General features: G+C 37.6%; 18 protein-coding genes and 7 tRNA genes. 20 read left to right on the forward strand and 5 right to left on the reverse strand.

The genetic code is table 11. The features are described from left to right. The first annotated feature begins 30 nt into the window (after positions 1-30). The 15 genes from COE49_RS16860 to glgP all read left to right on the forward strand — a co-directional run bounded on the left by COE49_RS16860 (position 31) and on the right by glgP (position 12,440). Positions 31-106: transfer RNA gene (locus tag COE49_RS16860), tRNA-Thr, on the forward strand. A gap of 10 nt (positions 107-116) precedes the next feature. Continuing rightward, positions 117-192 (forward strand) — tRNA-Lys (locus COE49_RS16865). Positions 193-205: 13 nt separating this feature from the next. Beyond that, positions 206-276: transfer RNA gene (locus COE49_RS16870), tRNA-Gly, on the forward strand. A 10-nt stretch (positions 277-286) separates the two neighbouring features. Next, positions 287-363, forward strand: a tRNA-Ile gene (locus COE49_RS16875). A gap of 7 nt (positions 364-370) precedes the next feature. Further along, a tRNA-Asn gene (locus COE49_RS16880) sits at positions 371-445 on the forward strand. Between the two features lie 6 nt (positions 446-451). Continuing rightward, positions 452-542, forward strand: a tRNA-Ser gene (locus COE49_RS16885). A gap of 5 nt (positions 543-547) precedes the next feature. Continuing rightward, positions 548-619: transfer RNA gene (locus COE49_RS16890), tRNA-Glu, on the forward strand. Between the two features lie 136 nt (positions 620-755). After that, complete coding sequence (locus COE49_RS16895) at positions 756-1,250, forward strand: RNA polymerase sigma factor (protein WP_098253027.1); 495 nt, start codon at positions 756-758, stop codon at positions 1,248-1,250. Continuing rightward, the gene (locus COE49_RS16900) at positions 1,237-2,217 is read left to right on the forward strand and encodes an anti sigma factor C-terminal domain-containing protein (RefSeq protein WP_088232906.1); all 981 of its coding nucleotides are present in this window, start codon (positions 1,237-1,239) and stop codon (positions 2,215-2,217) included. Before COE49_RS16895 ends, COE49_RS16900 begins: the two co-directional genes overlap by 14 nt. 460 nt (positions 2,218-2,677) lie before the next feature. Beyond that, positions 2,678-3,622, forward strand: coding sequence for an L-lactate dehydrogenase (locus COE49_RS16905; RefSeq protein ID WP_088232905.1), 945 nt, complete (start codon positions 2,678-2,680; stop codon positions 3,620-3,622). Between the two features lie 782 nt (positions 3,623-4,404). Further along, the gene (gene glgB, locus COE49_RS16915; RefSeq protein ID WP_098945968.1) at positions 4,405-6,342 is read left to right on the forward strand and encodes a 1,4-alpha-glucan branching protein GlgB; all 1,938 of its coding nucleotides are present in this window, start codon (positions 4,405-4,407) and stop codon (positions 6,340-6,342) included. Further along, the gene (gene glgC, locus COE49_RS16920) at positions 6,290-7,420 is read left to right on the forward strand and encodes a glucose-1-phosphate adenylyltransferase (RefSeq protein WP_088232903.1); all 1,131 of its coding nucleotides are present in this window, start codon (positions 6,290-6,292) and stop codon (positions 7,418-7,420) included. Before glgB ends, glgC begins: the two co-directional genes overlap by 53 nt. A gap of 18 nt (positions 7,421-7,438) precedes the next feature. After that, on the forward strand, positions 7,439-8,473 hold the full coding sequence (gene glgD, locus COE49_RS16925) for a glucose-1-phosphate adenylyltransferase subunit GlgD (RefSeq protein WP_088232902.1): 1,035 nt from the start codon (positions 7,439-7,441) through the stop codon (positions 8,471-8,473). A 109-nt stretch (positions 8,474-8,582) separates the two neighbouring features. Next, a complete protein-coding gene (gene glgA / locus COE49_RS16930; RefSeq protein ID WP_088232909.1) occupies positions 8,583-10,013 on the forward strand; it encodes a glycogen synthase GlgA in 1,431 nt (476 codons plus the stop codon). 18 nt (positions 10,014-10,031) lie between these two features. Continuing rightward, positions 10,032-12,440: a glycogen phosphorylase gene (glgP, locus tag COE49_RS16935; protein WP_098253026.1), complete on the forward strand. Its 2,409-nt coding sequence runs from the start codon at positions 10,032-10,034 to the stop codon at positions 12,438-12,440. A gap of 155 nt (positions 12,441-12,595) precedes the next feature. Here the strand turns inward: glgP and COE49_RS28065 are convergent, their stop codons facing one another. Continuing rightward, the gene (locus COE49_RS28065) at positions 12,596-12,730 is read right to left on the reverse strand and encodes a hypothetical protein (protein ID WP_088232900.1); all 135 of its coding nucleotides are present in this window, start codon (positions 12,728-12,730) and stop codon (positions 12,596-12,598) included. A 77-nt stretch (positions 12,731-12,807) separates the two neighbouring features. Next, entirely contained in the window at positions 12,808-13,530 is a 723-nt protein-coding gene (locus tag COE49_RS16945) for a lipase family protein (RefSeq protein ID WP_088232899.1), read from the reverse strand. Positions 13,531-13,672: 142 nt separating this feature from the next. On the opposite strand from COE49_RS16945, the gene COE49_RS16950 reads away from it, so the two are divergent. After that, positions 13,673-14,440 carry a MerR family transcriptional regulator gene (locus COE49_RS16950; protein WP_088232898.1) on the forward strand — a complete coding sequence of 256 codons (768 nt, stop codon included), beginning with the start codon at positions 13,673-13,675 and terminating at the stop codon, positions 14,438-14,440. 23 nt (positions 14,441-14,463) lie between these two features. Here the strand turns inward: COE49_RS16950 and COE49_RS16955 are convergent, their stop codons facing one another. Then, entirely contained in the window at positions 14,464-15,246 is a 783-nt protein-coding gene (locus tag COE49_RS16955; RefSeq protein ID WP_088232897.1) for a TIGR00266 family protein, read from the reverse strand. A gap of 320 nt (positions 15,247-15,566) precedes the next feature. On the opposite strand from COE49_RS16955, the gene cspD reads away from it, so the two are divergent. After that, complete coding sequence (gene cspD, locus COE49_RS16960) at positions 15,567-15,767, forward strand: cold-shock protein CspD (protein ID WP_001193054.1); 201 nt, start codon at positions 15,567-15,569, stop codon at positions 15,765-15,767. A 44-nt stretch (positions 15,768-15,811) separates the two neighbouring features. Here the strand turns inward: cspD and COE49_RS16965 are convergent, their stop codons facing one another. Next, positions 15,812-16,543 carry a yteA family sporulation protein gene (locus tag COE49_RS16965; protein WP_088232896.1) on the reverse strand — a complete coding sequence of 244 codons (732 nt, stop codon included), beginning with the start codon at positions 16,541-16,543 and terminating at the stop codon, positions 15,812-15,814. A 124-nt stretch (positions 16,544-16,667) separates the two neighbouring features. Then, a complete protein-coding gene (locus COE49_RS16970; RefSeq protein WP_098858553.1) occupies positions 16,668-17,621 on the reverse strand; it encodes a 1,4-dihydroxy-2-naphthoate polyprenyltransferase in 954 nt (317 codons plus the stop codon). 194 nt (positions 17,622-17,815) lie between these two features. Here COE49_RS16970 and COE49_RS16975 point away from each other — a divergent pair, with 194 nt between their 5' ends. Genes COE49_RS16975 through menH form a run of 3 tightly spaced genes read left to right on the forward strand, consistent with a single transcriptional unit; the run spans position 17,816 to position 21,770 of the window. Beyond that, on the forward strand, positions 17,816-19,210 hold the full coding sequence (locus tag COE49_RS16975; protein WP_098858551.1) for an isochorismate synthase: 1,395 nt from the start codon (positions 17,816-17,818) through the stop codon (positions 19,208-19,210). After that, positions 19,207-20,961, forward strand: coding sequence for a 2-succinyl-5-enolpyruvyl-6-hydroxy-3-cyclohexene-1-carboxylic-acid synthase (menD, locus tag COE49_RS16980; protein ID WP_098841408.1), 1,755 nt, complete (start codon positions 19,207-19,209; stop codon positions 20,959-20,961). The genes COE49_RS16975 and menD overlap by 4 nt, the downstream gene beginning before the upstream one ends. Further along, positions 20,958-21,770, forward strand: coding sequence for a 2-succinyl-6-hydroxy-2,4-cyclohexadiene-1-carboxylate synthase (gene menH, locus COE49_RS16985; protein WP_098253020.1), 813 nt, complete (start codon positions 20,958-20,960; stop codon positions 21,768-21,770). The genes menD and menH overlap by 4 nt, the downstream gene beginning before the upstream one ends. Positions 21,771-21,797 lie beyond the last annotated feature (27 nt).

Consider the following 21,797-nt stretch of genomic DNA (forward strand, 5'->3'; position numbering starts at 1 on the left):
CCGTCCCGAGCCACCATTTTGAAGTCGCAAGCCGACTTAGCTCAATTGGTAGAGCAACTGACTTGTAATCAGTAGGTTGGGGGTTCAAGTCCTCTAGTCGGCACCACTTTCAAAATGAGCCATTAGCTCAGTTGGTAGAGCATCTGACTTTTAATCAGAGGGTCGAAGGTTCGAGTCCTTCATGGCTCACCATTTACAATTTAATGCGGGTGTAGTTTAGTGGTAAAACAAGAGCCTTCCAAGCTCTGGTCGAGAGTTCGATTCTCTTCACCCGCTTTTCAATTATGGGCCTATAGCTCAGCTGGTTAGAGCGCACGCCTGATAAGCGTGAGGTCGATGGTTCGAGTCCATTTAGGCCCACCATAATTGTTCCGCAGTAGCTCAGTGGTAGAGCTATCGGCTGTTAACCGATCGGTCGTAGGTTCGAGTCCTACCTGCGGAGCCATATTATAGAGAAGTACCCAAGTGGCTCAAGGGGCTCCCCTGCTAAGGGAGTAGATCGCGAACGCGGTGCGAGGGTTCGAATCCCTTCTTCTCTGCCAGAACTGGCCCGTTGGTCAAGTGGTTAAGACACCGCCCTTTCACGGCGGTAACACGGGTTCGAATCCCGTACGGGTCATACTAAAAGAGATAGCATAATCTGCTATCTCTTTTTTGTTGTGTAAAAGCGGACTTTGGATAGTCTGCTTTTTTTTATGGATTTCTTGTATACTTTTTTCTATTTAAATCGTCTAACTAATAGAAAGGAGAGAGCAATGGAGTATGAAAAAGTTATTATAGAATCATCTAAAAGTATTTATAGATACTTGCTTAAAATTGGAGTAACACCAGTAGAGGCAGAGGATATCGTTCAAGATACGATGCATAAGGCATTATTATCTATACCGAATATGAAAATTACGTATATAAAAACATGGTTATTTCAAGTTGCGATTAATAGGCATCGTGATCTTGCAAGAAGGCAAAAGCGTATTGAAGAAATTCCGATTGAATCTGTTCAATTAATTGGAGCAAAAGGATTAGATGAACCAATTTTAAAAAAAGAACTTCAAGTAGAAATACAAAACATACTTGAAAAGATGAATCCGGTATATAAACATATTTTATTATTAAAGTATGATTATGAACTTTCTTATAAGGAAATAGGAACCGTATTAGAGATGAAAGAAGAGACAGTGCGTGTTTCATTGTATAGGGCTCGCAATGAGTTTAAAAAGCTTTATAGGAGGTTTGAAAATGGGCAGAGATGAATTTGATCTTGATATAGATTCAAGTAAAGTATCAACAATGTTGAAGAAGGCGAAGCGAAGACAATTATTAAAAATTACAGTGATTTCGATTTCACTTTTTATTGTTCTATTCTTTAGTTTTATAATAGTAATTTCACAATTGAATAATAGAGCTTACTTAGCTATGGATCGTGATTTAAATATGATAAGACAAATTACAAGACCTAATACAGAGAGAGGCATAGCAATTACTTCAAACGGTGTATTTAAAAGCACAGTAGAGTATAAAACATATAAGGTTATTGAGGGGAAACCTGTTAAGTGGGAAGATGAAGTGTATGAGTATAAAGTTTGGAATACATTTCGCCAATTATCGAATGTAAACCCATTAACAATAGCTGATAATGTTGTAATAGGGAATGAACGTATTAATAAGACAAGTGAATTGTATAACAATCAAACGATGGAAAGAGAGATGCAGTTTTATCTTCCTTTTGCTTCATATAATAGTTATATAAATGATATAGGAAAAGTAAAAGGTGAAAATAAAGTAGCTGAATTCGCTATCTCTTTTGATAAACCGTATAAAGTATCTGAAATAAAAGAGATGCTACCAGAAGGAGTTCACCCTGTTTGGTATTGGGTAGATACATATTATGATAAAAAATCGTATCATATTGATGATATGACTGAAAGTGCTTATAATGTGTACGGCTTTAAAGCAAAACCAGGCGATATTGAATTTGGAAATGGAACAGAAAAAGATTTCCTGTTAGCGATTCAAAATGGACTGGAGCAAAAGGGAAAGTATTACGGGGAATATGAACGTATATATGATTATCTAAAAGGAAAGAAGACAAAACCAAGTGAGGAAGATGTAAAAGTTATTGGAGTGGTCGTAACAGGAACGGCTGCGGATTTACAGCAATTAAACGGTCAAAATTACGTAAAGGCCGCTGTGTTAGGGGCTACTGCGGAAAATAAATAATATATAGAAGAAGCTGTCTCTTAATAAGTGACCTATTGGAGACAGCTTTTTTATGCTGTTATTATTGTCGAGTTTTGTCGTTAAGTCGATATATCGCAAAAATCGCTGATATAATTTGAGTTATGGTCGATAAATTTCAAAAATCGCTGATATATTTGGAGTTACGGTCGATATATTCTAAAAATCGCTGATATAATTTCACTTACCGACAAAAATGCAAAAAATCCCGTTCACAATCTAAAGAAAACGCCTCCATTGAAATGGATTCCACACCTATCCCAATAACTTTACACTCTATGTGAAAAAGTTCACAAATAGGTCATAATTTGTGAAGTAATTCACAATAATACGTGCTACAATATGAATGTAAAGAAGTTAAACAACATTAAATTAGTATTTTAATTAATTACTTAAACAATCATAAAAAAATATATGTGAACAATAGAGAGGGGAAATTATCATGAAAAAAGGTATCAATCGTGTAGTATTAGTAGGAACAGGAGCTGTAGGTTGTAGTTACGCTTACTCAATGATCAATCAAGGTGTAGCTGAAGAATTCGTATTAGTAGATGTTAATGAAGCAAAAGCAGAAGGGGAAGCAATGGACTTAAGCCATGCGGTACCATTCTCTCCAGCAGCAACAAAAGTTTGGAGCGGTAGTTATGCAGATTGTAAAGATGCAGATTTAGTTGTTATCACTGCTGGATTACCACAAAAGCCAGGCGAAACTCGTTTAGACTTAGTTGAAAAAAATACAAAAATCTTTAAACAAATCGTTCGCGGTATTATGGATAGCGGATTCGATGGAATCTTCTTAATCGCAACAAACCCAGTTGATATTTTAACTTACGTAACTTGGAAAGAATCTGGTTTACCAAAAGAGCGCGTAATCGGTTCTGGTACTACTTTAGACTCTGCTCGTTTCCGTTACATGTTAGGTGACTACTTAGATGTAGATCCACGTAACGTTCATGCTTACATCGTTGGTGAGCACGGTGACACTGAACTTCCAGTATGGAGCCACGCTACTGTAGGTGTACAAAAACTAGAAACAATCTTAGCGAACAACGAACAATACAATCAAGAAGATTTAGATAAAATCTTTGAAAACGTACGCGATGCAGCTTACCATATCATCGAACGTAAAGGTGCAACTTACTACGGAATCGGTATGTCACTACTTCGTGTAACTAAAGCGATTTTAAGCAACGAGAACAGCGTATTAACTGTATCTGCATACCTTGAAGGCCAATACGGTGAGAAAGATGCTTACGTAGGTGTTCCAGCTGTAATTAACCGCCAAGGTGTACGTGAAATCGTAGAGCTTGAGCTAAATGAAGAAGAAAAAGCGAAATTCGCTCATTCTGTAAAAGTATTAAAAGAAACAATGGCACCAGTACTATAATAATTGTTAAATAATTTGGAGGTGGGAAACTGCTGCCTGCCTCTGAATTTTTATATAAATTCATATAAATTCCTTTTCCGGTTTCCCTTGTATATCCCCAATATACCCCTTTTGCTGGATAAAGGTCGTTTATAGAAAAAGAGCACTCTACTTTAAATAGAGTGCTCTTTATTATTTTTTAGGTTGTTAGCCCTAATTTCATTGTTAGACGCTTGGGAATGACCGAAATAGGCAAATACACCGCCACATGTAAGTCATAGGCTAAGTGAAGCTGTGACAACTCCCATTCCAACCTTTTGTTTGAATGACATAAGAAAGCCTCCTAGTAAAAAATTTTTATCGAACTTTCGCATGGAGTATAGATAGGGTAAACAGAGTAGTTCAGTATGAATTATATTTTCGAAGGTTCAATGTTCTTTATTGTGAACAAGCATATGCCCATGAATTTTTCAATTCAATACAATTGTGACGAAAAATGTTGAGAAACATTTTTGTACGACAGGTTATTTCACGCCCGTTTTGAGTGAAAATAGCATGGGAAATGGGATAAATCTAATAAAATAAGGGTTGAGAAATAAATAATAGTATGGAATATAGATGAAAAATAAAGCGTTTTCAATGAATATTCGTCAAAATTCGATATTTTATATGGAAATGTGAAAAAAGTTCAACGTTTTTAAGAAAAAAACGTATATTTTTTATAAATTAACAAGGATATTTCAGTTTTTTGCAGAAATGGTTTAAAGTATAAAAAATTCTGTCATCTTAGTGAGGTGAGCATATTGAGTGTAATAAATTGTGAAGAAGTGAAACGAGATGAGTTTCATGCAGAAAAGTACTATGAAAGCTATAACATCTTTGGCGCACATGTTGTGACGGAGGATGAGATGCGAGGGGTACGATTTACAGTATGGGCTCCTCATGCGAAAGCAATGAGTGTTGTTGGAGATTTTAATGAGTGGGATTATGAGCAACATAAGATGCTACAAGTGACAGAAGAGGGAATTTGGTCTTTGTTTATACCGCATATTGAAGAAAGGGAAATATATAAATATGCGATTGAAACGATGGCTGGTGACGTCATTTTAAAAGCAGATCCGTATGCTGTATATGCAGAAGTAAGACCGAATACGGCATCTGTAGTTTTTGATATAAAGGGATATGAATGGAATGATAAAAACTGGAGTCGCAAGAAAAAGAAAAAATCAGTGTATAAAGAAGCGATGGCAGTGTATGAATTGCATTTTGGCTCTTGGAAAAAGAAAGAAGATGGAGCCCTGTATTCTTACAGGGAAATGGCAGAAGAACTCATTCCGTATGTGGTGGAACATCAATTTACACATATTGAAATTATGCCACTTGTTGAGCATCCGTATGATCGTTCTTGGGGGTATCAAGGAACGGGATATTATGCAGCGACGAGTAGATTCGGCACACCGCACGATTTGATGCATTTTGTCGATGAATGTCATAAATATGGAATCGGTGTCATTTTAGATTGGGTGCCGGGGCATTTTTGCAAAGATGCTCACGGTTTATATTTGTTTGATGGGACACCGACCTATGAATATAAAGATAAAGATGTACAAGAAAACACAGTATGGGGAACTGTCAATTTCGATTTAGGAAAGAGGGAAGTACGTAATTTCTTAATTTCAAATGCGTTATTTTGGATGAGATATTTCCATATTGATGGTTTCAGGGTGGATGCAGTTGCGAATATGTTGTTCTGGAATAAAGAAGGACAGGAGCAAAGTAATGAGCATGCTGTTTCATTTTTACGAGAATTAAATGAGGCGGTATTTGCAGAAGACGAAGATTTTCTTATGACAGCAGAAGATTCAACAGCTTGGCCGCTTGTAACAGCTCCAACGTATGAAGGTGGGCTTGGGTTCAATTACAAATGGAATATGGGCTGGATGAATGACGTGCTGAAATATATGGAGTGTGCACCTGAATATAGGAAACACATTCATGAAAAAATGACGTTTTCTTTACTATATGCTTATTCAGAAAACTTCATATTACCGCTTTCTCATGATGAAGTCGTTCATGGGAAAAAGTCATTGTTAAATAAAATGCCAGGAGATTACTGGGATAAATTTGCTCAACTTCGTTTATTATATGGATATTTCTTTACGCACCCAGGAAAGAAATTACTTTTCATGGGAGGAGAATTCGGGCAGTTTGATGAGTGGAAAGACCTTGAAGATTTAGATTGGAATTTACATGATTTTGAAATGCATCGTTATATGCATGATTACTTTAAAGAGCTCATAGCATTGTATAAGCGCTCCAAACCACTTTGGCAGCTTGATCATTCACCTGAAGGGTTTCAGTGGATTGATGCTAATAATAATGAGCAAAGTATTTTCACATTTATCCGCCAAGGGGATAAGAAAGAAGATGCGTTAGTTGTCGTATGTAATTTTACGAAAGCTACATATGAAAACTATAAAGTAGGTGTACCAGATTTTGAGTATTATAACGAGATTTTAAATAGTGATGCTGAGCAATATGGCGGTTCGGGTCAAGTGAATAAAAAACGTCTCAAGACGATTCTAGAACCGTATCATAATCAAGCGGCACATGTAGAAATTACAATTCCACCATTTGGCGTATCCATATTACGACCAGTGAAGACAAGAAAGGGGAGCAAAAAACAAGATGGCTCAAAAACAAAAGTGCGTAGCAATGTTACTAGCAGGGGGAAAAGGTAGTCGTTTAAGTGCATTAACAAAAAATTTAGCCAAGCCAGCTGTTCCATTTGGTGGTAAATATCGCATTATTGATTTTACGTTAAGTAACTGTGCGAATTCTGGTATTGAAACTGTTGGGATTTTGACGCAATATCAACCACTTGAGCTTCATAATTACATTGGAATCGGCAATGCGTGGGATTTAGACCGAGTAAACGGCGGAGTCACAGTGTTACCTCCTTATGCGGAGTCTTCAGGGGTGAAGTGGTATACAGGTACGGCAAGTGCCATTTATCAAAACTTAAACTATTTAAGTCAGTATGAACCGGAATATGTCCTTATTTTATCAGGCGATCATATTTATAAAATGGATTACAGTAAAATGCTAGATTACCATATTGAAAAAGAATCAGATGTTTCAATTTCTGTTATTGAAGTGCCTTGGGATGAAGCGAGTCGCTTTGGTATTATGAATACGAATGAAGAGATGGAAATTGTTGAATTTGAAGAAAAACCGCAATTTCCAAGAAGTAATCTTGCATCAATGGGCATTTATATTTTTAACTGGGCAATTTTGAAAGAGTATTTAGAGATGGATGCAAGAAATCCTGAATCTAGTAATGATTTCGGAAAAGATGTACTTCCGCTTTTATTAGATGAAGGGAAGAAGCTCATGGCGTATCCGTTCGAAGGATATTGGAAAGATGTTGGAACAGTGAAAAGCTTATGGGAAGCGAACATGGATTTACTTCGTGATGAAACATCACTGAACTTAAATGACCGTAATTGGCGTATTTATTCCGTCAATCCAAATGAGCCACCTCAATATATTGCACAGCAGGCAAAAGTAGAGGAATCACTTATTAACGAAGGATGCGTTATTGAAGGGGACGTGAAGCATTCTGTTTTATTCCAAGGAGTAACGGTAGAAGAAGGTAGTATGGTAATTGATTCTGTCGTTATGCCAGGAGCGAAGATTGGTAAAAATGTTGTAATTGAAAGAGCGATTGTTGGATCAGAAATGGTTATTGAAGATGGAACAATCATTCGTCCGGAAAAAAATGTTGACGATGTAGTATTAATTGCTGAAGGGAAATAGAAAAGGGGGATGAAATGAATGGGAGAAAAAATGTTAGGAATTATTAATGCAACGGGAAGTTTTCCTTCCTTAAAGAAAGTAACAGGGCATCGCTCACTAGCGGCGTTACCGTTTGGGGGCCGTTATCGACTCATTGATTTCATGCTTTCAAATATGGCGAATTCTAATATTCATAGTGTGGCGGTGTTTACAAGTCATAAAAACCGTTCATTGATGGACCATGTTGGATCAGGCAAACAGTGGGATTTAGATAGAAAACGAGACGGGCTGTTTTTATTCCCGCCAAACTGCCAATGTGACCAAGATGAATTTGGGTCATTTGCACACTTTAGAAGACATATTGATTATTTTCTAAGAGCTAGAGAAGAATACGTTGTTATTACGAATAGTCACCTCGTAACAGCATTAAATTTCCAAGCGGTGTTAGAGCGACATATACATACGTCAGCTGATATTACTGAAGTTTGTCATGAAGGGGTTTCGCTTCAAACATACGTGTTAAATAAACAGTTATTGTTAGATTTATTTGAGACATATAAAGATGTGGAGCAATATAGTTTATTCGATGTAGTGAGAGAAAAGCGCGGAAAATCACTGCATATTGCTACATATGAGCATACAGGATATGTAGCTATTATTGACTCAATTGAAAGTTACTATAAACATAGCCTAGAAATTTTGAAGCCTGCTATTTGGAAGCAAGTATTTAAGAAAGAAGCACCGATCTTTACGAAAGTAAAAGATGAGCCGCCAACACGTTACGTAAAGGGTGCAGTTGTGAAAAATACAATGATTGCAAACGGCAGTATTATTGAAGGGGAAGTAGAAAATAGTGTGGTTTCCCGTTCTGTTAAAATTGGAAAAGGTTCAATTGTTCGTAATAGCATTATTATGCAAAAGAGCCAAATTGGAGATAACTGTATAATAGACGGTGTTATTATTGATAAAGATGTGAAAATTGGTGACGGTGTCGTGTTAAAAGGAACCGTCGATGAGCCATATGTTGTAGAAAAAGGAAGCGTTCAAAACAGTACGATTAATAGTTATTCTTAATGAATCAGTGGGGGAGTCCCCACTGATTAAAGTTTTAATTTAAATGAAAACTCGAAGGGAGGAAGCTGCAAGAGAAGGAGTTTTAGCTTTTCGCGCAGTGGGACAACAAGTGAATATTTTATTTGCAGTATCAGAATGTGTACCGTTTGTGAAATCGGGAGGATTAGCTGATGTAGCGGGTGCGCTCCCAAAAGAGCTAAAAAAATTAGGTGTAGATGTTCGCGTTATACTTCCGAATTATAGTCTTATTCCGCAAAAATTAAGAGATGGATGCACGCTTCATAAAGTCATCAACGTTCCGCTTGGGTGGAGAAATCAATATTGCGGTATTTTCAAAGGCGAACAAGACGGGATTACGTATTACTTAATAGATAATGAATATTACTTTAAGAGAGATTCCCTATACGGTCATTATGATGATGGGGAGCGTTTTTCTTATTTTTCGAAAGCAGTGTTAGAGTGTATTCCGCATCTTGATTTCGAAGTGGATGTTCTTCATAGCCACGATTGGCATACGGCTATGGTTAATTTCTTGCTTCGTGAAAAGTATCAAGATAACCCTTTATATGAGCGTATTAAAACGGTATATACGATTCACAACTTGCAGTTCCAAGGAGTATTTCCTCCTGAAGTGATGTATGACTTGCTAGAGCTTGGTGATGAATATTTTCATAGTGAGCAGCTAGAGTTTTATGGAAACGTGAACTTTATGAAAGGCGGTATTATCGCTTCGGATCAAATTACAGCGGTTAGCCCGACATATAAGGAAGAAATTCAATATGAATTTTTTGGTGAGAAGTTAGATGGATTATTACGAAAATATAATGATAAGCTTAGTGGCATTGTAAATGGAATTGATACGAGCGTATATAATCCAGAAACGGATTCGTATATTAAGGCTCAGTATGATGCAGATTCATTATATGAAAAGAGTAAAAATAAGCGCGCCTTGCAGCGTTATTTTGGTTTGCCAGAAAAAGAAGATACACCAGTCATTTCGATGGTCACACGATTAACGAAGCAAAAAGGACTTGATTTAGTACGTACTGTATTCCGCGAAATAATGGAGGAAGATGTACAATGTATTATTTTAGGTTCGGGCGATTCGGAATACGAGCAGTTCTTTGAATGGATGGCATATGAGTATCCAGAGAAGGTGAAGGTGTATATTGGGTTTAATGAGGAACTTGCGCATCAAGTGTATGCAGGAAGCGACCTGTTTTTAATGCCGTCACTGTTTGAGCCATGTGGACTTGGACAACTTATTGCATTAGCATACGGTACGATTCCGATTGTAAGAGAGACAGGTGGATTGAACGATACTGTACATTCTTACGATGAAGAAACAGAAGAAGGAAATGGTTTTAGTTTCACGAATTTCAATGCACATGACATGTTGCATACGGTTCACCGTGCAATTGAGTTTTATCACGATAAACCGGTGTGGGATAGGCTTGTAAAGCAAGCGATGACTGAAGATTATAGCTGGGGGAAATCAGCTCTTGCCTATAAGGAATTGTATAAAAGTCTCATGGAATAACATGTAGGTGGTGAAAAAATGTTTACTCATGTTGAAAGTTTCAAATCAGCTTTTCTAGAAAAGTTAGAGACGATGTACGGAAAAAGTTTCAAAGACTCTACAACTCGTGATCAATATAATACACTCGGCCATATGGTACGTGAGTATATGAATAGTCAATGGATTGCAACGAATGAAAGTTACCGAGCTGGAGAGCAAAAGCAAATGTATTACTTATCCATTGAGTTTTTACTTGGACGTTTGCTTGGAAGTAACATATTAAATTTAGGCATCAAGGATGTATGTGAGCAAGGACTGTCTGAGCTCGGGATTTCTTTGCACGATTTAGAAGAGGTGGAAGCAGATGCAGGTCTTGGTAATGGTGGACTTGGGCGTTTAGCAGCCTGTTTCCTTGATTCACTCGCTTCGTTAAACTTGCCAGGACACGGCTGTGGAATTCGTTACAAACATGGCTTATTTGATCAAAAAATTGTTGATGGTTATCAAGTTGAATTTCCAGAACAGTGGCTTCTTCATGAAAACGTATGGGAAGTAAGAAGATATGATCAAGCCGTAGAAGTAAGTTATTTTGGCAATGTTGAACCGCTAAACATTGACGGACGTTTAGAGTTCAGGCATACGAATGCAGAAGTGATTATGGCAGTGCCATATGACGTTCCAGTAGTAGGTTATGAGACAAGTACTGTAAATACGCTCAGACTTTGGAATGCGGAACCAGTTCCTTTCCCGCAAAATTGCAAAGATATTTTGAAGTATAAGCGTGAAACAGAGGCTGTATCTGAGTTTTTATATCCAGATGATACGCATGATGAGGGGAAAATACTTCGTTTGAAACAACAGTATTTCCTCGTATCAGCAAGCTTGCAAAATATCGTTCGTATGCATAGAGAAAGATACGGTAGCCTTCGTCAGTTGCATGAAAAAATTGCGATTCATATTAACGATACCCATCCGGTTTTAGCGATTCCAGAATTGATGCGTATTTTATTAGACGAGGAAAAATTAGCATGGGAAGAAGCTTGGCATATAACGACGCAGACGATTTCTTATACGAATCATACGACGTTATCAGAAGCGCTTGAGAAGTGGCCAATTCACATTTTTAAACCGTTATTACCGAGAATATATATGATTATTGAAGAGATTAATGAACGTTTCTGTCATGAGCTTTGGGAACGTTATCCTTATGAATGGCATCGCATTGAAAATATGGCGATTATTGCGCATGATCTTGTGAAAATGGCTCATTTAGCGATTGTTGGAAGCCATAGCGTCAACGGTGTAGCGAAAATTCATACGGAAATTTTAAAACAGCGTGAAATGCGATTGTTCTATGAGTTTTACCCAGATAAGTTTAATAATAAAACAAATGGAATTGCTCATAGGCGCTGGCTCATGAAAGCAAATTCGCAGCTAACAAATCTCATTTCCGAGGCGATTGGAACGGAGTGGAAGAAAGAACCGATTAAACTGCAAGCATTGCAAACTTTTCAGTATGATGCTAGTTTCCAAGAGAAGCTTGCTGATGTAAAGCAAGAGCGTAAGATTATTTTAGCGGAGCGCATTCATAATCAAATGGGGATTACGATTGATCCAAATTCCATTTTTGATGTGCAAGTGAAAAGATTGCATGCATACAAACGACAATTATTAAATGTTCTTCATATTTTATATTTGTATAACCGTTTGAAAGAGGATGCTAGTTTTTCATTTTATCCGCGTACTTTTATTTTTGGAGCAAAAGCATCTCCAGGCTATTATTATGCGAAGAAGATTATTAAATTAATTAATGAACTTGCAAGAAAAGTAAATAATGATCCGTACGTAAGTCAATTTATGAAAGTTATCTTTCTAGAAAACTACCGAGTTTCTTTAGCGGAAGATATATTCCCAGCAGCTGACGTAAGTGAGCAAATTTCAACTGCGAGTAAGGAAGCATCGGGAACAGGGAACATGAAATTTATGATGAATGGTGCGATTACACTCGGAACGTTAGATGGAGCTAATATTGAAATAAAAGACCGAGTTGGTGATGGAGCCTGTTTCATTTTCGGCTTAACGGCGGATGAGGTTCTTCATTACTATCAAAATGGTGGATATCGTGCAAGTGATTATTATCACCACAATATGCACATTAAAAAAGTGGTAGATCAGCTAACGAACGGTTTCTTTACACATGTAGGGGCTGAATTTGAAGCGATTTATGATTCTCTTGTTATTCAAAATGACGAATATTTCGTTCTTCGAGATTTTAGTCCATATGCGGAAAGACAGGAAGCTGTCGGTAGAGCCTATGAAAATAGGAGGAAATGGCTAGAAATGTCGATTTTGAATATTGCACAATCTGGTCATTTCGCGAGCGATCGAACGATCTTGCAGTATAGCAATGAAATTTGGGGTATTGGTAATACCGTTAAACTATATTAAGTGAAAGTCCCTTTTGAAGGGACTTTTCTTTATTATGTTGAAATGTGCAAAATTGTATATGAGAGGAAAAACGTATTTACTTTTAAAACAAAAATTTAATCGCTTAGAAAAGTAAAACGAGCTTAATGAGAGTAAGCTCGTTTTACTTATTTTGCTTAAGAAAGAAATGGAATAGCGGTATATATTATGCCTGTTCCACCATATTCTCCTGTCGCAAAGTATGAAAATGTAAAGAAACCTGTAAATGAAAAAATTGCAATGAGCAAAAGTGCAAAGATAAATTTTAGCATGTAAGGTCCCCTCATCCAAAAAATAATTTCATATATTATTATAGTATAAGAATATATGATTTCCAAATGTTTACTGGTTAAAAATGAGAAGTCAGACATGTTTTGTATGTTGTAATGGAATGATTATTCGTAATGGATTTTGTGTTTTTCGTAAATGTCATATTGTGATGAACGTGTACATATTCCCAGTCTTGATCGTTAAAATGGACATTTCGTGGTGGAAGAAGAGGAACGACATCAAATAAATTGACGAAGCGAAAGCTACTAGCTACTTGCAGTTTATAATAATTTCGAAAGGCAACATCTCCAACCTTTGGAGAGGCGAATGTATAAATTCCATACTGTGCGAAGGCAGTGTTAATTCGTGCATCTAATATGTGTAGTGTGGCGAGTGCTCCCCCTAAGCTATGGCCTGTTGCAAGAAGTTTCTTATGGGCTGGTAACGATACGAGCATATCCATAATAGAATCCCGGCATGATTCATAAATAGAAAGAAAGCCATTATGGACATTTCCGCTATTGAGAGCATATGGATATGGTTTTTGGTTGACGAGTGAATCGATAATCCAGTCTGTATCTGTTTGCGTACCTCGAAAAGCTATAATAATTGTATCCTCAGACTCCAGTATGAATCCAAACCAATCTGTCGTTTGAATGGTTTTACCTTGAAAGCCTTGTACATATTGAAAACCATCCGGTATTTCGAAAATCCCATTTTGTTTATATTGTTCATATGTTAGATCGCAGCAAGATGCTAACAGTATGGCAGTATCTTTATCGAAGGATAAAGGAGTACGCATTAAGGAAGCCCTCCTTAAGAAAAGGTATAGTTTAAATATATGCAGTGAGGAACTTGATTCATTCTTTTTGAAAAAAGGCTTGCACCTACAGTTACGTGAGGAAGTATGATTTTTATAAATATGTTGTTAGGAGGCGGGAAGGATGAGTAAAGGGGAAAGTTATTCGATTGGTGAATTCTCAAAGAAAACAGGAACATCAATACGAACGCTACAATATTACGATGAAATTGGATTGCTTAAGCCTGAAAAAAATATGAATTCTGGACACCGTATATATAAAAACAAAGATGTATTGGAATTACAAAAAATAGTGAGTCTAAAAATATTAGGATATAGTTTAGAAGAAATCCGCGTTATGCTTAAAATGCCAAGTTTGAATGTAAGTTTAAAAGAAACATTGGAACAACAAAGAAAGGCCTTTGAAGAAAAGAAAAAACAAATTGAAGTCTCGATAAAGGCGATTGAAAGAACGATAATATGCCTTGAAGAAGAACAGGTAGATAGTGGCATAGTAATGAGTTTAATTAACAGTATTCAAAAAGAAAATGAGCAACGTTTATGGCTTGAAGAATATGTATCAAAAGAAGTGGTTGATGGATTATATAATAAGCCAGAAGAAGAGAGCATAGCGCTTGATAAAGAATTTGTGCGTTTAGCAACAGAAGTGAAAAGGTTGTTTGGAAGACGAATTGAGGATTCAGAAGTGCAAAAGCTAGTTGATGAACATATGAAAGCGACTCTTAAGTATGTCGGTGAAGAGACGATGTATTCTCTAGGTAAATTAGAGAATGTAGAAGAACAATATAATAATATGATGCCTTCTCCTTATACGGAAGAAGAAGAGGCGTGGCTTAATGAAGCGATGGAATATTATATGATTCAAAATGGTTTATATAGTCCACCTAAATAAAAAGTGCCCAATAAGGGCACTTTCTACTCTTTCCCATCTAAAAGACGACCAAGTCCACCTAAAACACTACCTTCACCACTGCCTTGAGCTCCTGGGCTTGTAAGGCGTGCTGCTAAGCGGCTAAGTGTTAAGGACTGAATCCAAACAGTTCCAGGACCTTCTAACGTTGCGAAGAATAAACCTTCGCCGCCAAATAGAGCTGTTTTTACTTTTCCTACGAATTCAATATCATAGTTAACGTCTTTTGTCATAGCAACGAGACAACCTGTATCAATGCGAAGCTTTTCGCCAGGTTTCAATTCACGCTTATATACTGTTCCGCCAGCGTGCATGAAAGCAAGGCCATCACCTTCCAGTTTCTGCATGATGAAACCTTCACCACCGAAGAAACCACTACCTATTTTTTTCGTGAATTCAATACCGATAGAAACACCTTTTGCAGCGCAAAGAAAGGCATCTTTTTGACAAACTACTTTTCCTTGATATTCTGTTAAATCAACAGGAATAATTTTACCAGGGTAAGGAGCAGCAAAGGATACGTGGCGTTTGCCGTGACCTGTATTTGTAAATACAGTCATAAACATGCTTTCCCCTGTAACAAGACGTTTACCAGCGCCCATTAATTTACCGAATAGACCACCAGATGGTCCAGAGCCATCGCCGAAAATCGTTTCCATTTCGATATGATCTTCCATCATCATCATTGCGCCAGCTTCAGCAATAACGCTTTCTTTTGGATCTAACTCAATTTCAACAAACTGCATATCATCGCCATATAATTTATACTCGATTTCATGTGCTTGCATTTTTTCACCTCATCATGTGTAATACTTATATTGTACAGAAGTTAAAAGAATTAGAGTACTGTATTTTTGTTAATTTTGGAATAAAATAGAATAAAAATTTAAGGTTATACTAATGTTATAAAAACCGATGAAATGAAAGTGTTCTCATTTGACGTTTTGGATATAGCGTGATATAGTTGAGTCACTATTGAGCTACATAATGTGGTACGGAAATAAAGCACGTTGAATTAAAGGCTGTAAGCTTGTTATACATTCATGTCCTTTATATCCACCTTTTCATGTGGATTCATAGTTTCATTTTTATTTAGGAGGTACATGACATGCAAACAGGTAAAGTTAAATGGTTCAACAGCGAAAAAGGTTTCGGTTTCATCGAAGTTGAAGGTGGAGACGATGTATTCGTTCACTTCTCAGCTATCCAAGGTGACGGATTCAAAACTTTAGAAGAAGGTCAAGAAGTTTCTTTCGAAATCGTTGAAGGTAACCGTGGACCACAAGCTGCTAACGTTACAAAAAACTAATTAGCTAGCGATAAAAAGCATTCCGATTTTCGGAATGCTTTTTTTTATTCTTTGGAACTAGATTCATTTGAGGATAATTCGCCTTTGAAGGTACGTTCTTCAAAATCATCAAGCATTTGTTCATATTCTTCGTGTTCTTCTGTTGCAAAAACTTGCGGATTTTTCCCATACATATCCGTACCGATAAAGTTTTCGAAATCCTCTACGTAGCCTACGTTTTCCTCACTATTTACGTACATGCCATTATAGTTTTTGGAATCTTGTCTTTCTAAATCAGACGGTGTTTCAGATGTTCCGTAATTTGCGACATCTTGCCAAGCATCTTCTGCATCATATTCAACAGAATGGTCTTCATCGTGCTTGTGGAAAGAAGGAGATAACACTTCTTCTTCAACGGGCCTCGTCTCCATATTTAATTTATTTGTCGCGTGCTGTATACACGTTGTAGCGGTCGGCATTGCTTCTAGTCTTTCAAACGGAATTTCCACGCCAGATACTTCGCAAATGCCGTACGTACCAGCTTCTATTTTTTGTAGGGCGTGTTTTGTATCTTCTAGCTGTTTATGCCAAAGCTCGATGAGTCCGAAATCTTTTTCACGTTCATATAATTCTGTTGCCATATCGGCCGGATGGTTATCATAGCTAGATAATTCTCCAACGGAATCGCGTTCAGATGCACGGTCTTCATTTTCATGTGTTTGAATCGTTTGCTCTAGTTCTTGTTTTTGTTTTTCTAAAACGGATTTAAATTGATTTATTTGTTGTGGAGTTAGCATAGTCGTCCACCTTCCTACAATTCAGTTTCTTTACATAGTATGAGCGTTGGGAGTAGGAATTATGAGATGAATTTTAGCTTAGAAGTGAGGATATGAAAAAAAGAGCTGCATAAGCAGCTCCTTTTTATAGGAAATATCCAAGTAGTAATCCAATTCCCATTAGGAAACCGAAGATTGTATTTGTTTTTGCTGTTGCGACCATCGCAGGTGCCATTTCCATTGGAATGCTTTTGCCGATAAAACCTTTCGTCGCTTTAAATGCTTTCGGTGCACTTAAAAATACGATAAGCATCCATGGTGATACGATGCCCACGATAATTAAAGCAATTGTCCAAATGTAAGCAACGATAAACATAGAAGCGAGAACACCAATGGCTCTTTCGCGTCCAACGAGAATGGCTAACGTTTTACGACCATTTTCCTTATCGCCATCTAAGTCACGAATGTTGTTAGATAGTAAAATTGCACCAATTAAAATGGAACTTGGGATAGACAGTAAAATCACTTCAGATGTTACTGTTCCTGTTTGAATAAAGAATGAAATCCCAATAATAATGACGCCCATAAATAATCCTGCTGTTAATTCTCCAAACGGTGTATACGCAATTGGAATTGGTCCACCTGTATAAAGGTAAGCGACGGCCATACAAACAAGACCGATTGCAGCAAGCCACCAGCTAGAATTCATACAAATATAAACACCTAATAGCATTGCGATGCCAAAAAATCCAAATGCTAAGTTCAGTACCGTTTTTGGCTGAATACCATCGCGAACGATAGCACCACCGATACCAACTGAACCTTCATGATCGAGTCCTCTTTTATAATCAAAGTATTCGTTAAACATGTTTGTTGCTGCTTGAATGAGAAGACAAGCAAGAAGCATCATAAGGAAAAGAGGGAGATGTATTTGATTTATACCTCCGACCTGCATCGCATATGCTGTTCCGATGAAAACAGGAACGAAAGCGGCTGTTAATGTATGGGGACGTAGTAAACTCCACCAAATGCGCCAGCCTGTTTGTTTACTTGGCTTTGGCGCCGTAGGAGAGGAATTCGTTTCGACGTTCATTTCCATGTTGAATCCTCCTTAAGTCACATATTGTACACAATTAAGTGTAGAAAAAGCATCATTTAGTGTCAACGTTTATTTTCTAGGAAGAGAAGGTGAATTTCTCAGAAATGCTAAACGTTGACAGGCCTTTCGTTTGAGGTGTATCTTAAAATCAAGCGTAATTATGACTATTTTTCGCCCATAGGGGGGAGACAATTGTGATTCAAACGAAACAAAAAGGCTTGCAAGAAGTTCTGATTGCAGCCATTAAGCGTGCAACTAACGAAAAAACATTAGTTAGTTTTGTAAAACAAATAGACTGGGTGGATCCACTTCTGTTTTATGCAGCAGGAGAAAGGACTTCATTCGAAAATAGATGTTATTTTGCAGACCCAGCTCAGCATGTAATATTTGCAGGACTTGGTTCTGTTTTCACTATAGCAAATTCTTCTCATAAGCGCTTTCAAACTGCTCGTAATGAGTGGGATAAAGTAAAAGAGAAAGCATTTGTACAAAGGGATAAATATGAATTTGGCACCGGACCTCTTTTATTTGGTGGATTTTCATTTGATCCGGAAAAAGAGAAAACGGACTTATGGAAAGAATTTAAAGATACGACGTTTTCACTACCAGCATTTTTATTAACTGTAAAAAATGAAAAAGCATGGTTAACGATGAATACATTTGTTTCAGCAACAGATTGTGCAGACACTCTTTATAACGAAATGATTTCTTTAGAAGAGAAAATTTTGGGGGAAAGTAAATGTGCGCTAGAAGGATTGAAATTAACAGTTACTTCTAAAGTAGAAGTTGATCCGAAAGGCTGGATGAAGGCGATTGAAAAAGTGCAAGATGAGATGAAGCAGGGGAACGTGCATAAGGTTGTATTGGCGAGGGAGCTAAAAGTAGAGGTGAACCATCATATTGATTCTGCTCTTGTTTTAGAAGCGCTTCGCATTGGACAACCGGATTGTTACGTATTTTCTTTTGATTATAAAGGAGCATGCTTCTTAGGAGCGACGCCAGAGAGATTGATTCGTAAAGAAGATGAGAAATTTACGTCGATGTGCCTTGCTGGTTCAATCGGTCATGGTCATTCTATAGAAGAAAGTAAACAAAATGGTAATACGCTTCTTCATGATGAAAAGAATTTAGCTGAACACGGTTATGTTGTTAATATGATCCGATCGGTATTAAATGAGCACTGCGAATCCGTTAATATTCCGGAAAGTCCGGGCTTATTAACAACGAAAAACTTAATTCATTTATATACGCCCGTAGAAGCAAGAGGGGATGCGAGTCTTTTAACGATGGTAGAAGAACTGCATCCAACGCCAGCTCTTGGCGGGACACCTCGTTTGGAAGCGATGAAACTGATTCGTGATGTGGAATTGTTAGACCGAGGATTGTACGGTGCGCCGATTGGGTGGATCGATGATGAAGGGAATGGTGAATTTGCGGTTGCGCTTCGCTGTGGCTTATTAAATGGCGAGAAAGCATCCTTATTTGCCGGTTGTGGGATTGTAATAGATTCAGTACCACAACTTGAATATGAAGAAACAAGTTTGAAGTTTAGACCGATGCTTGGTGCTTTGGAGGAATTAATGAAATGAACAATCATATAGAAGCATTATCATATTATTTAGGCGCGTTCGTGGATGAACTGACGCGTCTAGATGTATGTGATGTTGTCATTAGTCCAGGCTCACGATCAACGCCGATTGCTTTACTAATGGAACAACACGAAGGAATGAACACGTATTTACATGTAGACGAAAGATCTGCAGGATTTTTTGCGCTCGGTATCGCAAAAGCGAAGAAACGTCCAGTAGCATTATTATGTACGTCAGGAACGGCAGCAGCGAACTATTATCCAGCTGTATGTGAAGCTTTTCATTCACGAGTGCCACTTGTCGTCTTAACAGCGGATAGACCACATGAATTAAGAGGTGTGGGTGCACCACAAGCGATGAATCAATTTAATTTATACGGTACTTTTGTGAAGCAATTTACAGAGATGGCACTTCCACAAGCAAGTGAAGCGATGTATCATTACGCTCGCATGACAACGCAACGTGCGATAGCAAATGCTTGTTTAGCGCCGCAAGGACCTGTTCATCTCAATTTTCCAGTTCGCGAGCCACTTATTCCGGATTTCTCATTAGAGAGTTTATGGGATAAAGGACGTGGTGAATATACAGGAGTAGTTCAGCAAGGAAACGCGGTGATGCCGAGTGAATATGTAGATTCTCTTGTAGGGCGCCTTTCACATATGGAAAAGGGGCTTATTATTTGTGGAGACGATAGTCATTCAGAAATTGCAGCATCGGCAGTAGAACTAGCCGAAAAAATGGGATATCCAATATTAGCAGATCCGCTTTCTCATATACGTAGCGGACATCACGATAAAACGATGGTGATTGATTGTTACGATACATTTTTGCGAAATGAACTGTTAAAAGAAACATGGAAGCCAGAGGTTTTAATTCGCTTTGGTGGTATGCCCGTTTCGAAAGCATTAACGCAGTTCATAAAAAAACAAACGAAAGCGGTTCATATCGTTGTTGATGAATCTGGACAATGGAGAGATCCAGCTCTTGTTGCGACAGAAGTTGTACAAGCAAGTGATATTGCATTCTGTAAGGCATTAATAGAAAAAATGCCAGTTATGAAAAAGAATGATTGGTCCCAAATGTGGCAACATATAAACGAAAAAACGAAGGAAACACTTCTTGAAGTAGAAGGATATGAAACGGCATTTGAAGGAAAAGTTATTACGGATATTGTACGCGTACTACCAGAAGGTGCAACATTATTTGCGAGTAATAGTATGCCAATTCGTGATACAGATTCATTTTTCTTCACATCGGATAAAAACATTCAAGTGATGGCAAACCGCGGTGTAAATGGTATTGATGGAATCATCTCGACAGCTTTAGGAGCGAGTATTATTTGTGACCCGCTCGTATTAGTTATTGGTGATTTATCGTTTTATCATGATTTAAATGGACTGTTAGCAGCGAAATTACATGAATTAAACATAACAATTGTCGTTGTAAATAATGACGGCGGTGGTATTTTCTCATTCTTACCACAGTATGAGAAAAAGGAACATTTCGAATCCTTATTTGGAACACCAATTGGACTTGATTATGAGCATGTTGTCAAAATGTACGGCGGTTCATTTAGCCGTGTAAATGGTTGGGAAAACTTCCGAGAAGAAGTGCAAAAAGGAACAAGGGCGGAAGGTTTACACGTTGTGGAAATTTGCACGAACCGTGAGGAAAACTTAACATTGCACCGTACATTATGGGCAAAAACAATGGACGTAATTACTACATCTCTGCAAGGTGAATCACGATGAAAGTAACGCTGCAAGGTGTATCGTATGAATATGAGGTAGTCGGAAGCGGGGAACCACTTCTACTCCTTCATGGTTTTACGGGAAGTATGGAAACGTGGCGTTCTTTTGTTCCTTCTTGGAGCGAGCAGTTTCAAATCATTCTAGTAGATCTTGTTGGGCACGGTAGGACCGAAAGCCCTGAAGATGTTACGCATTATGATATCCGAAATGTAGCATTGCAAATGAAAGAACTACTAGATCATCTTCATATTGAAAAAGCGCATATACTGGGCTATTCGATGGGCGGTAGATTGGCAATTACAATGGCTTGCTTATATCCAGAGTATGTACGATCTCTTATATTAGAAAATTGTACAGCTGGTCTTGAAAGTGAAGAGGATAGAAAAGAACGTCGTGAAAAAGATGAACGACTTGCTCATAAAATTGAGCGAGAAGGCATAGAAAGTTTTGTATCGATGTGGGAAAATATTCCGCTGTTCGAAACGCAAAAACGTTTAGCACAAAATGTACAAGAAGCGGTGCGAAAAGAAAGACTTGCTAACAATCAAAAAGGACTTGCAAATAGTCTGCGCGGCATGGGAACAGGGGCTCAGCCTTCATGGTGGAATGAGCTTGAAAGCTTCAAAATGCCCGTTCTTTTATTGAATGGGGAGTATGATGAAAAGTTCTTTCGCATATTAAAAAACATCAAAAAATACGTCTCTGACGCGAAATTTGTCAAAATTGATGGTGCTGGCCATGCAATTCATGTGGAACAACCGGAAAAGTTTGATACAATAGTAAAGGGATTTCTAAAAACTATGCAGTGATGCTTTTTTCATCTAAGAAGGAAGTCA

It is taken from the genome of Bacillus sp. AFS029637 (genome assembly GCF_002584985.1).
Classification (GTDB): domain Bacteria; phylum Bacillota; class Bacilli; order Bacillales; family Bacillaceae_G; genus Bacillus_A.

Coding starts and splice junctions, on each gene's coding strand:
- COE49_RS16895 (WP_098253027.1), top strand. CDS start 756: ATGGAGTATGAAAAAGTTATTATAGAATCATCTAAAAGTATTTATAGA.
- COE49_RS16900 (WP_088232906.1), top strand. CDS start 1,237: ATGGGCAGAGATGAATTTGATCTTGATATAGATTCAAGTAAAGTATCA.
- COE49_RS16905 (WP_088232905.1), top strand. CDS start 2,678: ATGAAAAAAGGTATCAATCGTGTAGTATTAGTAGGAACAGGAGCTGTA.
- glgC (WP_088232903.1), top strand. CDS start 6,290: ATGGCTCAAAAACAAAAGTGCGTAGCAATGTTACTAGCAGGGGGAAAA.
- glgD (WP_088232902.1), top strand. CDS start 7,439: ATGGGAGAAAAAATGTTAGGAATTATTAATGCAACGGGAAGTTTTCCT.
- glgP (WP_098253026.1), top strand. CDS start 10,032: ATGTTTACTCATGTTGAAAGTTTCAAATCAGCTTTTCTAGAAAAGTTA.
- COE49_RS28065 (WP_088232900.1), bottom strand. CDS start 12,730: ATGCTAAAATTTATCTTTGCACTTTTGCTCATTGCAATTTTTTCATTT.
- COE49_RS16945 (WP_088232899.1), bottom strand. CDS start 13,530: ATGCGTACTCCTTTATCCTTCGATAAAGATACTGCCATACTGTTAGCA.
- COE49_RS16950 (WP_088232898.1), top strand. CDS start 13,673: ATGAGTAAAGGGGAAAGTTATTCGATTGGTGAATTCTCAAAGAAAACA.
- COE49_RS16955 (WP_088232897.1), bottom strand. CDS start 15,246: ATGCAAGCACATGAAATCGAGTATAAATTATATGGCGATGATATGCAG.
- cspD (WP_001193054.1), top strand. CDS start 15,567: ATGCAAACAGGTAAAGTTAAATGGTTCAACAGCGAAAAAGGTTTCGGT.
- COE49_RS16965 (WP_088232896.1), bottom strand. CDS start 16,543: ATGCTAACTCCACAACAAATAAATCAATTTAAATCCGTTTTAGAAAAA.
- COE49_RS16970 (WP_098858553.1), bottom strand. CDS start 17,621: ATGGAAATGAACGTCGAAACGAATTCCTCTCCTACGGCGCCAAAGCCA.
- menD (WP_098841408.1), top strand. CDS start 19,207: ATGAACAATCATATAGAAGCATTATCATATTATTTAGGCGCGTTCGTG.
- menH (WP_098253020.1), top strand. CDS start 20,958: ATGAAAGTAACGCTGCAAGGTGTATCGTATGAATATGAGGTAGTCGGA.